The 13089-nt window shown below is 58.6% G+C and carries 12 protein-coding genes and 1 pseudogene; 4 read left to right on the plus strand and 9 right to left on the minus strand.

Annotated elements, in window-relative coordinates:
* Window positions 1-78: 78 nt before the first annotated feature.
* Window positions 79-996 carry an NADP-dependent oxidoreductase gene (locus AC5SEO_RS19280; protein WP_013637467.1) on the minus strand — a complete coding sequence of 306 codons (918 nt, stop codon included), beginning with the start codon at window positions 994-996 and terminating at the stop codon, window positions 79-81.
* A 39-nt stretch (window positions 997-1035) separates the two neighbouring features.
* Between AC5SEO_RS19280 and AC5SEO_RS19285 the strand changes: the two genes are divergently transcribed.
* Together AC5SEO_RS19285 and AC5SEO_RS19290 are read left to right on the plus strand one after the other, a co-directional pair.
* Entirely contained in the window at window positions 1036-1836 is an 801-nt protein-coding gene (locus AC5SEO_RS19285) for an AraC family transcriptional regulator (protein WP_495363946.1), read from the plus strand.
* Window positions 1837-1879: 43 nt separating this feature from the next.
* Window positions 1880-2741: pseudogene (locus tag AC5SEO_RS19290) on the plus strand (LysR substrate-binding domain-containing protein); the annotation flags it as partial.
* A 49-nt stretch (window positions 2742-2790) separates the two neighbouring features.
* Here the strand turns inward: AC5SEO_RS19290 and AC5SEO_RS19295 are convergent.
* Window positions 2791-3657 (minus strand): aldo/keto reductase family oxidoreductase, encoded by an 867-nt coding sequence (locus tag AC5SEO_RS19295; protein WP_111783785.1) that lies wholly within the window; start codon window positions 3655-3657, stop codon window positions 2791-2793.
* A 116-nt stretch (window positions 3658-3773) separates the two neighbouring features.
* On the opposite strand from AC5SEO_RS19295, the gene AC5SEO_RS19300 reads away from it, so the two are divergent.
* On the plus strand, window positions 3774-4703 hold the full coding sequence (locus AC5SEO_RS19300) for a LysR family transcriptional regulator (RefSeq protein ID WP_013637462.1): 930 nt from the start codon (window positions 3774-3776) through the stop codon (window positions 4701-4703).
* A 342-nt stretch (window positions 4704-5045) separates the two neighbouring features.
* On the opposite strand, the gene AC5SEO_RS19305 is transcribed toward AC5SEO_RS19300, so the two are convergent.
* The gene (locus tag AC5SEO_RS19305; protein WP_013637460.1) at window positions 5046-5417 is read right to left on the minus strand and encodes a hypothetical protein; all 372 of its coding nucleotides are present in this window, start codon (window positions 5415-5417) and stop codon (window positions 5046-5048) included.
* Window positions 5418-5488: 71 nt separating this feature from the next.
* On the opposite strand from AC5SEO_RS19305, the gene AC5SEO_RS19310 reads away from it, so the two are divergent.
* Window positions 5489-6295: an AraC family transcriptional regulator gene (locus tag AC5SEO_RS19310; RefSeq protein WP_065703212.1), complete on the plus strand. Its 807-nt coding sequence runs from the start codon at window positions 5489-5491 to the stop codon at window positions 6293-6295.
* 457 nt (window positions 6296-6752) lie between these two features.
* Here the strand turns inward: AC5SEO_RS19310 and AC5SEO_RS19315 are convergent, their stop codons facing one another.
* Genes AC5SEO_RS19315 through AC5SEO_RS19340 form a run of 6 tightly spaced genes read right to left on the minus strand, consistent with a single transcriptional unit; the run spans window position 6753 to window position 13029 of the window.
* The gene (locus tag AC5SEO_RS19315; protein ID WP_495363947.1) at window positions 6753-7514 is read right to left on the minus strand and encodes an SDR family NAD(P)-dependent oxidoreductase; all 762 of its coding nucleotides are present in this window, start codon (window positions 7512-7514) and stop codon (window positions 6753-6755) included.
* A gap of 3 nt (window positions 7515-7517) precedes the next feature.
* Window positions 7518-9200, minus strand: a complete 1683-nt coding sequence (locus AC5SEO_RS19320; protein ID WP_025591564.1) for an SMP-30/gluconolactonase/LRE family protein — start codon at window positions 9198-9200, stop codon at window positions 7518-7520.
* Complete coding sequence (locus AC5SEO_RS19325) at window positions 9197-10180, minus strand: NAD-dependent epimerase/dehydratase family protein (RefSeq protein ID WP_495363948.1); 984 nt, start codon at window positions 10178-10180, stop codon at window positions 9197-9199. The genes AC5SEO_RS19320 and AC5SEO_RS19325 overlap by 4 nt, the downstream gene beginning before the upstream one ends.
* Window positions 10177-11259 carry an ABC transporter ATP-binding protein gene (locus AC5SEO_RS19330; protein ID WP_013637454.1) on the minus strand — a complete coding sequence of 361 codons (1083 nt, stop codon included), beginning with the start codon at window positions 11257-11259 and terminating at the stop codon, window positions 10177-10179. Before AC5SEO_RS19330 ends, AC5SEO_RS19325 begins: the two co-directional genes overlap by 4 nt.
* A gap of 2 nt (window positions 11260-11261) precedes the next feature.
* A complete protein-coding gene (locus AC5SEO_RS19335; protein WP_003492168.1) occupies window positions 11262-12092 on the minus strand; it encodes a carbohydrate ABC transporter permease in 831 nt (276 codons plus the stop codon).
* A 10-nt stretch (window positions 12093-12102) separates the two neighbouring features.
* Entirely contained in the window at window positions 12103-13029 is a 927-nt protein-coding gene (locus tag AC5SEO_RS19340) for a carbohydrate ABC transporter permease (RefSeq protein WP_013637453.1), read from the minus strand.
* Window positions 13030-13089 lie beyond the last annotated feature (60 nt).

The following is a 13089-nucleotide window of genomic DNA, read 5'->3' on the forward strand; positions in this document are numbered from 1 at the left end:
CTAGTGAATCGACGGCATGACGTGCATTGGCTCAAGGCGATCATCACACGATGGAATAAAGGGCAATACTGGCGGGTATCAGTCAGTGAGGGTTAGAACGATCTTACCGCGAGTCCGACCGGCCTCAGATAGTGCAAGCGCCTGTCTGATCTTCGCCAAGGGTAGAACGGTATCGACGTGCGCCACCACTTTCCCAGCTTCGACCAGTTCCGCGATCGAAGCCAAGTTCCGCGCGCTCGGAACTGTAAACGACCGCTTGACGCTGACACCATAGCGCGCGGCTTCGTCGTTGGGGAAGGCTACGACCGTAATCATAAAGCCGCCTCTCTTCAGCGTTTTGAAAGCACGCTCGAACGTCTCGCCGCCCATTGTGTCGAGTACGATATCGACGTCGCGTGCTGCGTCTTCAAACGGTCGGGTCGTGTAGTCAATGAACTCGTCAGCACCCAAAGCACGAACGAATTCCTCGTTGCGGCCTGAAGCTACCGCCGTAACATGCGCCCCTTTTGCTTTTGCGAATTGCACAGCTAGGGAACCCACACCGCCTGAACTGTTTGTAATGAGAAGACGTTGTCCGACCGATAATACTGCTTCATCAAAGAGCGCCTGCCAAGCCGTGGAGCCTGCCAGTGGAAGGGCTGCTGCACGGAGGACGTCAATGGTGTCAGGCACTCGCACAAGATTTGATGCTTTGGCGACCGCATATTCGGCAAAAGCGCCAGTGCGTACCATGCCGAAAATGGCCTCACCTTGTCGAAAGCTTTCGACGTCAGAACCGAGCTTCTCGATCGAGCCCACAAGTTCTTCTCCGAGGTGAATCGGCAGGGTCATCCCCATGCGCTTGCCCGCTCCCCTGCAAATTTTCCAGTCGATCGGGTTCACCCCTGCCGCGTGAACCTTCACCAAGACCTCGCCGACTCCTGGCTCTGGCCGATCAACCTCGGCGATCTCCACAACGTCGTTTGAGCCATACTCACGAATGACAGCAGCTTTCATCGTCACATCTCCAAAATATTGACCTTCTTTCTAATATACGTGTACTTTATCGATGTGATGCCATTCCGCATCGCGGACAGGCCATTCGATATGCACCATCCTTTCAATATCCATCGCATTACGAAACCGCGCGGTTCAGCACTGCCGCTGCATTCTCATGATGAAGCGCAACTTACCTACGCTGCTTCTGGAATGATCCAGCTCCATACGGATAAAGGTCTCTGGCTTGTGCCTCCTCAACTTGTTGCATGGATTCCGGCAGGTGTTCCACATCGCCTGGACATCATGACGGACGCCGAGCTTTGGATGGTAAACTGTCAACCCTCTGCGATCGCGACTTGGGCTCCGTCGAATTTTCCCGATCGGGTCTTTGCATCGATGGTAACGCCGCTGCTGCGCTCCTTGCTAGTCGCAGCGATGGAAGAAGACCACGTGACGGAAAGGGCAGAGCTGGTAGTGAGGCTGGTACTTCTCGAATTGAGTGCAGTATCAGATGCGCCGACCTACCTTCCCTTGCCCAAGAACCCTGTCGCAAAGCGTGTGGCTGAGATCGCTCTTGGTGATCGTTGCAATCGCATGGACTTAAACGAGTTGGCATCGCGCGCCGCAACCTCGGTTCGTACAGCAAGCCGTCTGTTCCCGCGTGAGACAGGAATGACCTTGAAAGCTTGGAGGCAACGAGCTCGGATAGTAAGAACCATGGAACAACTTGCTCAGGGAAAGGCGATCGCCGACGTGGCGAGCGATGCAGGCTTCTCAAGCACTGCGTCGTTTTCCTGCGCGTTCAGACAAGTCACCTCAACAACACCCGGTGCATTCGTTTGCCATCCTCAGTATTAGACGCGATGACACAAGTGAACGTGACCGCTTCTGGCGCGAAGCGTCGGCGGTCAGCAAAAGCATTCAGCGGCTGGAAAAGCAGCTCGGCGTTTCGCTTTTTGCGCGTACGACACGTTCCCTGGCCCTGACGACCGAGGGGCGCGATCGTCATGAGCGTGCGCTCACGCTCCTGCACGACGCCGAAGATATAGAGCAGGCGGCAAAAGCAGCGCGCACCGAACCCGCTGGTACTTTACGGATTGCAGCATCGTTGCCAATCGGCCTGCACGTAATAGCGCCGATGCTTCCTCAGTTTCGCAGGCTCCATTCGAGGGTCAATATAGATCTACGTTTGAGCGATCACATGGTTGATCTTATCTAAGGCGGCTACGATATAGCGGTCCGCATTGGTGATGCGCCAGATTCCCGCCTGCTTTCGCGCCGCCTTCTGCCACATCGGCTATGCTGTTATGCCTCGCCCGAATATCTGGCCGGGCGCAGCCCGCCGACCAGTCCGGACCAATTGGAAGAGCACGAGACTGTCAGCCTGCGCTACCAGAGTAGCGGCCAGCTGTTCCGCTGGCCTTTCCATGTTGGGGACAGGGAGGTGGAGATTGTGCCCACCTCCGGCATTATCGTTGACGCGAGCGAAGCCGTGCTTGCGACGATCGCAGCAGGTGCCGGAACCGGAATGGCAACCAGTTTCATGGCCAGCACTTGGGTGAGGCGTGGAGCGCTTATTCCGGTTTCTGGCCGATTATGCGGTAGAAGGGTACAACATCACGGCGCTGTGGCCCGAGAGCCGGCGGTCAAACCCGGCCGTCCGCGCTTTCCTCGAAACCTTAGTGAAGTGTCCTGACAATGGCAGCGAATGTCTGCTTCTGGGGCGACGCTGCCTAGGCAGCAGTTGCCAAAAGCGGGCGTGAGGACAGATGACAACCCGTCGACAAATTCCCCAGATTTCTACAATCGGCATTAAGCAGCCACCTTATCAAGCTCCAACAGTGCCTCCGAGGGGAGCTCTATCCTGGCAGCGGCGAGGTTTTCTTGCAGATGTCCCCGTGACGACGTGCCAGGGATCAGGAGAATGTTCGGCGATCGCTGGAGAAGCCAGGCAAGCGCAACCTGAATCGGCGTGGCGTTGAGCCGGGCGGCCACGTCAGACAGGGTAGAGGATTGCAGCGGCGAGAAGCCGCCAAGAGGAAAGAACGGCACATAGGCAACCCCTCGGGAGGCGAGTGTGTCGATTAAGGTTTCGTCCTGCCGATGCGCAAGATTGTACTGGTTCTGCACGCAAGCGATGTCGGTGATCTTTCCGGCGTCCTCGATTTGCTTCGCCGTGACGTTAGACAGTCCGATATGCCGGATCAGTCCCTGTTGCTTTAAACCCGCCAGAACTTCAAGAGGCTCGTCCAATGAGCCTTCCGCGGGGCCGTGCACGTCGAACATAGCGCGCAGGTTGACCACATCGAGCACATCGAGTCCGAGATTGCGGAGGTTGTCATGAACGGCCTGTGTCAGCTCCGCGCGCGAGAACGCCGGATACCACGAAGCGTCCGCGCCCCTGCCTGCGCCGACCTTGGTGACGATCACAAGGTCGTTGTCATAGGGATGCAAAGCTTCGCGGATTATCTCGTTTGTAACATGCGGGCCATAGAAATCGCTGGTGTCGATGTGGTTGACGCCGCTTTCCACCGCCTCGCGCAGGACAGCTATGGCCTCCGGACGATCGCTCGGAGGCCCGAAAACGCCCTTGCCTGCAAGCTGCATCGCGCCATAGCCCAGCCGGCGCACCGTATGATCGCCAAGCGTGAAGGTTCCTGAAGTTGCAATAGTGCTCATGGTCCATCTCCTTGTGTTCCTCCAAAATAGACAGGTGGCATATACGCTACAAGAAGCTATAATCCGGACAGGTTGTCCGTGAAGACGGACAATTTTTTTTATGTTTGGAGAGCAGGGTGTCGGATTTAACGGATCTGAATGCGTTTTTACTGGTGGCTAGATCGAAAGGTTTTCGGCAGGCCGCGCGCGAAAGTGGAGTAAGCTCCTCGGCGTTGAGCGATGCGGTGAAGCGTCTCGAAGAAGACCTTGGGGTACGACTATTCAATCGCACCACCCGCAGCGTGCTCCTGACGGATGCAGGACGTCTCTTGCTAGAGCGCACCGGACCCGCATTCGCAGAGGTGGCATCGGCACTCGACGAGGTGAAAAGCAGCCGCGGCCGCACCTCGGGGGACCTCAGACTCAATGTTCCGATGAGTGCGGCAAGGCTGGTCCTGCCTCCGATCGTGCCGCCGTTCCTAAAGGCCTACCCGGAAATAAGGCTGGAAATCGTGACCGATGAGAATTTCGTCGACATCATAAAGAGCGGCTGCGACGCAGGCATCCGTTATGACGAACGTCTCGAACAGGATATGGTGGCTTTGCCGATCGGACCGCGCCAGCAGCGCTACGCCCTTGCCGCGTCGCCGGGTTACCTTGCAAGAAGAGGCAAACCGCAACATCCACAAGACCTGCTTTCGCATGATTGTATTTTAGGCCGGTTTTCGGGGCGCGCGCTTCCCTCCTGGGAATTCGAACGCGATGGGGAAGAAATCGCCATAAATCCCAAAGGTAGCCTCGTTGTTCAGTTCGGCGGCGGCACCGATCTTGGCATCGACGCAGCCATTGCCGGTTCTGGCATTATTTATATTTTTGAGGACTGGCTAAGGCCACACTTCGATAGAGGAGATCTGGTACCGGTGATGGAAGAATGGTGGCTGCGGTTTTCCGGCCCGTTCCTCTATTATTCTGGACGGCGGCTTGTGCCCGCGCCTTTGCGCGCATTTATCGATTTCGTGAGACAATCGCACAAAGATGCAGCGAAATCCTTGCAGCCCGGCCCGTGAATTCAAAGTTCTTAGCTCTGTTTCTTGCCGCCGGCATTGGTCGATCCATCGTGCATATCGCGATAACACGCATCATGCATTGGACTAGAGCGACTATTCAGACATGGGCACGTCTTGCAGTAATCCAGTCCGTTAATCAGATATCGGATGCAACAGATGCGGCGGAGACGCTTTGGCTTGCCCTCGTATTGACGGTAGAGGATGGGTCTGAAAAGCGGGTTACGTGAGCCATCTGCCATGTGAGGCGATTCAAGCGGTTCCAGCGCATCGGCCACGCCATGGCCGCAAGAAATGTTTTCAGCGAAAAGATGACGTTCCCGCTGGTGACAACTGGCCGGGAACTCACACCTCATCCCCCGGCAGTGTGGCCTTGCGCTCGATGCCTTTTTCATCGGTGGTAACATTGTCTGCGAGGCCGTAGGTCGCTGGCGACACATAGAAAAAGAATGGTGCAGCGAGGCAGGCGTGCAGATAGGCTTCGACAGGGTCAGCGCGCACAACAGTCGACATGGCCGGAGGCTGGCGGGCAAGCAATGCTCGGGCTTTCGAAAAAAGAATGCCTGTAATCCTTTTCAGAACAGCGGCACGATCCGGCCTTGTCCCCATCAGGGATGGGGGCAGGATGCAGAGCCTGCGAGGTCCTTTCGAGGTCAGACGAATTTCGGTCCGGACGATATCCGACCACCAGCGGTCGTTGTGTTTTTGAAGTGTCATGATCACCCTCCAGCTTCTTGCGAGATGACCCTATCGACAAACCGATCGGACGAATTTAGATATTCCCTCTAATGATCACTAAATACCTCCAGCCACCACTATCCCTGTCCGGTGCCCTCGCCGACCATGATGTCGAAAGCTCTTCATCGCGCGTTCGCGCTGTAAGGATCGACGTGTCTCAAAATGAACGCGAGGCTCCCGAACACCAGCACCGTAAGGGCCAGCTTGTCATGCCGCTGCTGGGAGGCGTGACTTGTCGCGTCCCAAGCGGCATGTGGATGGTTCCGCCTCATTGTGGCGTCTGGGTTCCAGGGGGCATGCGTCACAGCAATGTGGCCACCGCCAACGCACGTTTGTTCTTCCTGTTCATCGAGCCGGGGGCTGCCGATCTGCCGAACCGGTGCTGCACGCTTTCCCTGTCTCCGCTCGTCAGGGAACTGATCATCGAGATGGCCGACCAATCGGCTGCCGCGACTGCTGACTTAGAGCTCATGGAAACGCTGCTTCTGTCGGCATTGTCGCGGATGCCGGTCGAGCATCTTCACCTCCCGCTGACGGACGAGCCCCGGCTTGCACGCATTGCATCCGAGCTGGCAGACGATCCATCCAATCGCAGTACGATGGCGCAATGGGCAAAACGAGTGGCGATGAGTGAGAATTCGCTCGCCCGTCTCGTTCAAAGCGAAACGGGCCTTACCTTCGGCCGCTGGCGACAACAATTGCAGGTGATTGTCGCAATCCGAAGCCTTGCAGCGGGGGCAACGGTGCAGCAGGTTTCGGGGGATCTTGGATATCAATCCGTCTCTGCATTCATAACCATGTTCAAGAAAGCGCTTGGCACATCGCCTGCCCGATATCTGGGAAACTTCGACCGCTGAACGTTAGAAGGTACAGCGACACTTGAAAGGAAATCGGCCGGCTGGCGGAGCTTCCTCCCAATGGACACTCTCCTACCGCAATGGTTTTTACGACCCGCCTCCCACGTGCCGCCATGCGCGCATTTCTCGATTACATGAGAAGCTATAACGGTCAAACGAAGGGCGCGCTAGAACGCCTCGACATTGTCGATCAGCTGATAGACCAGCGACTGGACCGCTGCGCTTCTTACCCACGCCACATGCGGCGTGAGGATGAAGTTCGGCAAATCAAGCAGACGCATGAGTGGATGATAGTATGCGGCAGTTCGGTGATGACAACGTCGAAGCCAGGCCCGCACAATCGCCACATTATCGGCGCTGGTTTTTCGAATGACGACCTCTCCAGACGATCACCGCAAAAGTTGCTGGGCCAACACCTGCGTTCGGGACATTTTGCATTTTTTCAATATCCACCCGCTCAATAACCTCCGGTGAGAAAAATCGTTTCGCCCGTCATGAAACTACATGCCTCCGACGCCAGAAAGACAGCTGCCCCCACCATCTCTTCCGGTCGCCCGGCCCGCCCCATCCAGTTCAATGCGCTTACATATTCATTCCAGCCCTCCGGGTCCTCGACGCGGCGATGAGCGTTGCGGTCCGTATCGATGAGGCCAGGAGCGAGAGTATTGAGCAACACGTTGTCGCGGGCATAATCTCTAGCCTGACTTTGAATTAAATTGTGCTGTGCGGCCTTCGTCGCCGCATAGGCGGTAACGACGCTTTTGGGCCTTAGCTGATTGACTGATCCTATGGAGACGATCCTGCCCCATTTCCGAGCCGACATTCGCGGCAGTGCCGTCTGCAGCATGTCGACCGTCGAGCCCAGATTGACCGCAAGTTGAAACGCCAGATCACCTGGCGTCAGCGCCGATAGAGGGGCATTGATCTGGGCACTGGCGTTGATAACAAGGATATCGAGTGGTGCGATCGCTTCTGCTCGCTCGATAAGATCCCGACCAGCCCCGACTTCGGAGAGATCGCCTGCCAGATAATCCGCCGCTCCCCCGTGCGTAACAATCCGCTCATGTACAGCCGCTGTGGCGCCCGGCTTGACGCCATGCAGGATGACATGGGCACCTGCCCCAGCCAGCCCTTCGGCAATCGCCGCTCCTATCCCACGGCTTGAACCGGTAACGAGCGCCACGCGGCCCTTCAGGCCAAAGATGTTTTCAAGGTTCATCCTTTATCCTTCGAACAATGAGACGTGCGCACCGGAAACTCCCGGGCGGCAGGAAAACAGTCCACCTGACAGAGGCGCGTCGGCGAGTGTCGAGGCCGGCAGGCGGGTGCGGGCGCTGGTGATGAACAGCGTCGACAAATCCGGGCCACCAAAGGCGATGCTGGTGGGACGGGGCACCGGCATCTCAATTACCTGGTCGAGCTTCCCGTTTGGAAGATAACGGCGCACGGACCAGCCATCCCAGATCGCACACCAGACCCCTCCTTCCGCGTCCACCGCAAGACCGTCCGGCCGGCCGTCGGCGACGGGAATGCGTGCGAATTCGCGGCATCCCGACAGCGTTCCGGTCGCGGGATCGCAATCATAGGCGTGGATGAGGCCAGGTACCGTGTCAACAAAGTAGAAGGTTTTCCCATCCGCGCTCCAGCCGAGGCCGTTGGAGACAATGATGCCGCCTTCCTTGCGTTCGAATGCGCCATCGGTGCTGATACGATAAAGCGCACCCGTGGGCTTGGAGGCGTCAATCCTCATCGATCCCACCCATATCGCACCGTCAGGCCCGCATTTGGCATCATTCAAGCGGTTGTCGACGATGCCTGCCTCCGGGCTGACGAAGGGTGTGAGGCGACCTGATGCAAAATCCAGCCATTCGATCCCATCCTGAGACGCCACCAGCAGACGCTCACCGCGAACCGGAATGACCGCGCTGACCAACTTCCCGGTCTCGCAGGTTTCGTTCCGGCCACTCGCTGGATCAAACCGGTGGACAGCGGGATGCAGAATATCGACCCAGTAGAGCGTATTTTCGCCATCGTGCCACACTGGACTCTCGCCAAGCTGTGCGCCCCACGGCAAGACGCAACTCAGCTCGGCACTCGGACGGCCGGTGACAGACCGGGGCCTGGGCCTGGAACTAATGGCGACAGCCCCAGCCGCACCCGTGATACGGCGCGCGGCAGCAATCAATTCGCGCCCGGCTGGATGGATATTGGAGGAACTGAGTCGCGATGATGGGCCAAGCGCAACAAGCACGCCGATCGGCGTATTGTCGCGACCCATGACAGGGGCGGCTGCCGAATTTACACCTGGCAAGTGCTCCTCATAAGAAATCGAATAACCACGTGCCCGGGTCAACGTCAGGTCGGCCTGGAGCGCATCGAGCGTGGTGATGGTTTTCGGGGTCTGCACATCCAGCGTCAGACGGTCCAAGAGGGCACGGCCGACGGCGGGGTCCTGAAAGGCGAGCAGTGCCTTGCCGGGTGCCGTGCAATGCAGGGGGACGCGGCGCCCCACCTCGACGCGCACAGAAAGTCCATTCGGCGAACGTTCGGCCAGATATTGCGTCATCGTGCCGTCAAGCCGGCACAGCGCAACCGTTTCCCCCAGTTCGGCCGCCAGCCGCTCGAGTTCCGGGGTTGCCGCCGAGACGAGATCGAAACTCTCCCAGACCCTATGGGACATTTCCAGAAAACGCTGGCCCAAAACATAAGTGCCACGGGCCGCATCCTGACGGACGAGACCATAGGCGATAAGGGTGCGCAGGATGCGTGCAAAGGTCGGCTTCGGCAGGCCGGAGGCGCGCAACAACTCGGCAAAACGTAGCGGTTCCGGCGCGTCGGCAACCATATCGAGCAGGGTCAGCCCTTTGGCCAGCGCCGCCGTGCCGCCCGGGGTATCGGGCTTCATCGCCTCTGCTCCTTCGCGAGTCGCTCCAGCCTTGCGGCCGCCGCTTCGTCCAGCATCCGGTCCATCGTCCATTCTGCTTCAAACCCCAAAGTGTTTCTGATCCGCTCGTTGGACGTATGGTAATAAACGCCGTCGCCGGGAAAATCGACTGTCACGATGGGAAGGCCGGTCAGCGCCGCAATCTTCGGCAGAAGCTCGGCGAAATCGGCCGGTTCATCGGAACCGAGATTGAAGGTGCCACCCGCCGCCTCAGGGTGATCGAGAGCGAGCAGAATTCCTGCCACCATGTCTCGCGTATCGGTTATATGCATGCGGAACGGCCGGCCGTTTTCGTTGCGCGCCAGAATGTGCGACGGCTCACCGATATCGCGGGACTGGAGCAATTCGGCGATGACGGTGTTTCCGAAATTCTGCTGCTGGCGGATGCGCGGCCGCAGGAAAAACCGGGGACCGGAAAAGAAACTCTCTTCGTCCAGCAGTTCCGCCGCATCCTGCGTATGAGAAAACCGCAGGATCACCGTTTCCATGGTGCCGCTTCGCTGGTGAAAGCGCACCAGCTCTTCGCCCAAAAGCTTGGTCAGGCCATAGGGCGAATTGGGGCAAAGCGGATGATCCTCGGTGGCCGGCAGGAATTCCGGTCGGTTTTCCGGATAGACCTCGCCTGAGGAAGCGAACACGAAACGCCGCAGGCCAGATGATGAAGCGGCATCCAGAAGCCGGCGCGTACCCTCGACATTGACAGCGAACATACGATCACGATCCGCCGGAGCCCAGGACATGAAGGCTCCCAGATGCAGGACGGCGCTCACGCCCTTCATAGCTTCGGACAGTGCCTGCGCATCCTCCAGCGACCCGACGACTTCCTCGCCGCCGGTTCCTGATGGCCTGAGATCAAAACCGCGAACGCTGCGGCCCTGTGCGCGCAAGGCGGCGACAGCGGCACGACCGACACGGCCCGCCGATCCGGTGACGAGGATCATAGCCGTTCTCCGGTCTTTGCATCGAAGAGATAAAGCTTGGCCGGATCGAAACCGAGCCGGAGTGCCTCGTTGCCAGGAAGATTGCCGGTATGCGAGACGCGCGCGATCAGACCCTTGGACTTGCCCTCCTCGCCATCGGCCACCCTTGCGCCTTCCGCGTCGAAATAGACGTATTTTTCGGATCCGAGGCTTTCCACCAGCGTCGGGTGAACATCGAAGGTGACCGGCGCATCGCCGAGAACGAGATGTTCCGGCCGCAGACCGACGATCACGCTGCCTTGGCGATCAGCCGCGCCCGGCACGGAAACATGTTGCCCAAACAGGGTAACAGTGCCGTCACGCAGTTGCGCATTGAGGAAGTTCATGCCCGGCGAGCCGATGAAACCGGCAACGAAAAGATTGGCCGGGTTGTTGAACAGTTCGTCTGGTGCGGCAATCTGCTGGATGATGCCGCCCTGCATGATCACGACCCGGTCCGCCATGGTCATGGCTTCCACCTGGTCATGCGTCACGTAAACGGTAGTGACCCCGATGCGTTTGTGCAAAGCGCCGATTTCGGCACGCATATGGACACGCAGCTTGGCATCGAGGTTGGACAGCGGCTCGTCCATGAGGAAGGCTTGCGGCTGGCGCACGATGGCGCGACCAAGCGCGACGCGCTGCCGCTGACCGCCTGACAGATCCTTGGGCTTACGATCCAGATAGGGCGTCACTTCCAGAATGCGCGCCGCATCGTCGACCCGGCGGTCAATCTCATGCCTGTCCGTGCCGCGCATCTTCAGCCCGAAGCCGATGTTCTGGCGAACCGTCAGATGCGGATAGAGCGCATAATTCTGAAACACCATGGCTATATCGCGGTCCCCGGGCGCCAGATCCGTGACTTCATTGTCGCCGATGAAGATCTGCCCTTCGCTTGCCGGTTCGAGACCCGCAAGGATTTTCAACATCGTCGACTTGCCGCAACCGGAAGGTCCAACCAGCACCACGAACTCGCCGTTCTCGATCTCAAGCGAAAAGGGCCTGAGCACGTTGAGCGCGCCATAGGACTTGCTGACGTTGCGAATGGAAATATTGGCCATGCTTATTTCTCCGCGCCAGCGGTCAAACCGCCGACCAAATAACGTTCAAGGAACAGATAGATTGCGATGATCGGCAGCGCGATGAACACCGATGCGGCGGAGATGTCGTTCCAATAGGTGACATATTCGCCCTGCATCGTGGTGATGCCGAGATTGGCGGTCCAGTTGTCCGGCGAGTTGACCAGAAAGGTACGCGCATAGGCGTAATCGGCCCAGCTGAGCACAAAGGCGTAAAGCGCGGTGGCGGCAAGCCCCGGTGTGGCGATGGGAAGCACGACACGCACCATGGCGCCGATCGGCGAGCAGCCGTCGACCATGGCAGCCTGTTCCAGTTCCTTCGGGATCGTGTCGAAATAACCCTTCAGCATCCAGGTTGCGAAGGGAATGATCATGGTCGAATGTGCAAGCACAAGCGTCCATAGGCTGCCGATCAGACCGAAGCTCGAAAAGATCGAAAACAGCGGGATAACGAGTAGCGTGGCGGGCAACATCTTGGCTGTGAGAACGAACATTCCCATGGTAGCGCCGCCCCGCATCGAATAGCGGGACAGGGCATAACCGGCGCTGACCGAAACCAGCATCGACAGCGCAACCGAGCCGACAGCGGCAAGCATCGAATTCCACAGCCACAGAAGGATCGGCTTTGCCGCCCAGACACGGGCAAAAATGTCCCATTGCGGATCGTCCGGCCAGAAAGTCGGTGGCAGGCGGTAGAGTTCGTCGGTGGTGGAAAGGGCGGTAACCAGCAGCCAGTAGACCGGGAACAGGATCATCACCAGCGTAAAGATCACCGTCGCGTAGAGGGCAAGGCTCTGTGCAAAGCTACGTTTCATCAAAGCCTCCTCAGTAGATTGATTTCGAGCGCCGGCCGAGCATCAGCAGGCTGGCAATGATGCAGATCACCAGCGTCAGCACGCCGACGGCGGCGGCGCGACCGAAGTTGTGATACTGGAAGGCCTGGTCGTAGGTCATGATCGACAGCGTCTGGGTTGAACGCAGCGGGCCGCCGCCGGTCAGAACCTTGATGATGGAAAAGTCGCGGAACACCCAAAGCAGGGTCAGCACCAGCGTGACCCCGAGAACCGGCATCAGCAACGGCATGGTTATCCAGCGGAAACGCTGCCAGACACTGGCGCCATCCACCTTGGCAGCGGCGTAATAATCGGTGGGAATGGACTGCAGACCCGCCAGACACATGATCGACACGAAAGGAAAGCCCTTCCACACCATGGTGATGGCAACGGCCCAGAAGGCGGCCGTGGAACTGCTGACCCAGGGGATCATCTGGTCGGTGAAACCAAGCTTTATCGCCAGCCAACCGAACAGGCCGAAGGAGGTGTCGAACATCCACGCAAAGATGACGACCGCGATGATTTCCGGCACCGCCCAGGGCAGCGCCATTCCCAGCCGCGCGACGGTGCGGCCCTTGAAGCGATTATTGGCCAGAAGCGCCGTGCTGAGGCCGACGGCGACGCTGCCGGCGGTTACGACGATAACCAGCTTTAGCGTCACCCAGCAGGCCAGCCAGAATTCTGGCGAGGAGAACAACCATGTGTAATTGCTTAGCGAAAACGGCCGGCTGGCACCGCCAAGCCGAGGTATTTTGACCTGCTGGAACGACAGGTCGATGGCCAAAACGAGCGGCCAGACGATGATGGCGGCAACCATCAGGACTGCGGGCGCGATCAGAATATAGCCGAGGAGATGTTGCCGGCTGGGGCGCGCAAGATCGAAGAACTTGCGACGCCCAGCCCGAACGGGTTCGGTCATGGATGGTCCTCCTGCCGGATGCGGATGATGGCCATGGCCCTTTCCGGGCCATGGCAAGAC

The organism is Agrobacterium sp. K11, from assembly GCF_059429395.1.

Coding starts and splice junctions, on each gene's coding strand:
- AC5SEO_RS19280 (WP_013637467.1), bottom strand. CDS start 996: ATGAAAGCTGCTGTCATTCGTGAGTATGGCTCAAACGACGTTGTGGAG.
- AC5SEO_RS19295 (WP_111783785.1), bottom strand. CDS start 3,657: ATGAGCACTATTGCAACTTCAGGAACCTTCACGCTTGGCGATCATACG.
- AC5SEO_RS19305 (WP_013637460.1), bottom strand. CDS start 5,417: ATGACACTTCAAAAACACAACGACCGCTGGTGGTCGGATATCGTCCGG.
- AC5SEO_RS19310 (WP_065703212.1), top strand. CDS start 5,489: ATGATCACTAAATACCTCCAGCCACCACTATCCCTGTCCGGTGCCCTC.
- AC5SEO_RS19315 (WP_495363947.1), bottom strand. CDS start 7,514: ATGAACCTTGAAAACATCTTTGGCCTGAAGGGCCGCGTGGCGCTCGTT.
- AC5SEO_RS19320 (WP_025591564.1), bottom strand. CDS start 9,200: ATGAAGCCCGATACCCCGGGCGGCACGGCGGCGCTGGCCAAAGGGCTG.
- AC5SEO_RS19325 (WP_495363948.1), bottom strand. CDS start 10,180: ATGATCCTCGTCACCGGATCGGCGGGCCGTGTCGGTCGTGCCGCTGTC.
- AC5SEO_RS19330 (WP_013637454.1), bottom strand. CDS start 11,259: ATGGCCAATATTTCCATTCGCAACGTCAGCAAGTCCTATGGCGCGCTC.
- AC5SEO_RS19335 (WP_003492168.1), bottom strand. CDS start 12,092: ATGAAACGTAGCTTTGCACAGAGCCTTGCCCTCTACGCGACGGTGATC.
- AC5SEO_RS19340 (WP_013637453.1), bottom strand. CDS start 13,029: ATGACCGAACCCGTTCGGGCTGGGCGTCGCAAGTTCTTCGATCTTGCG.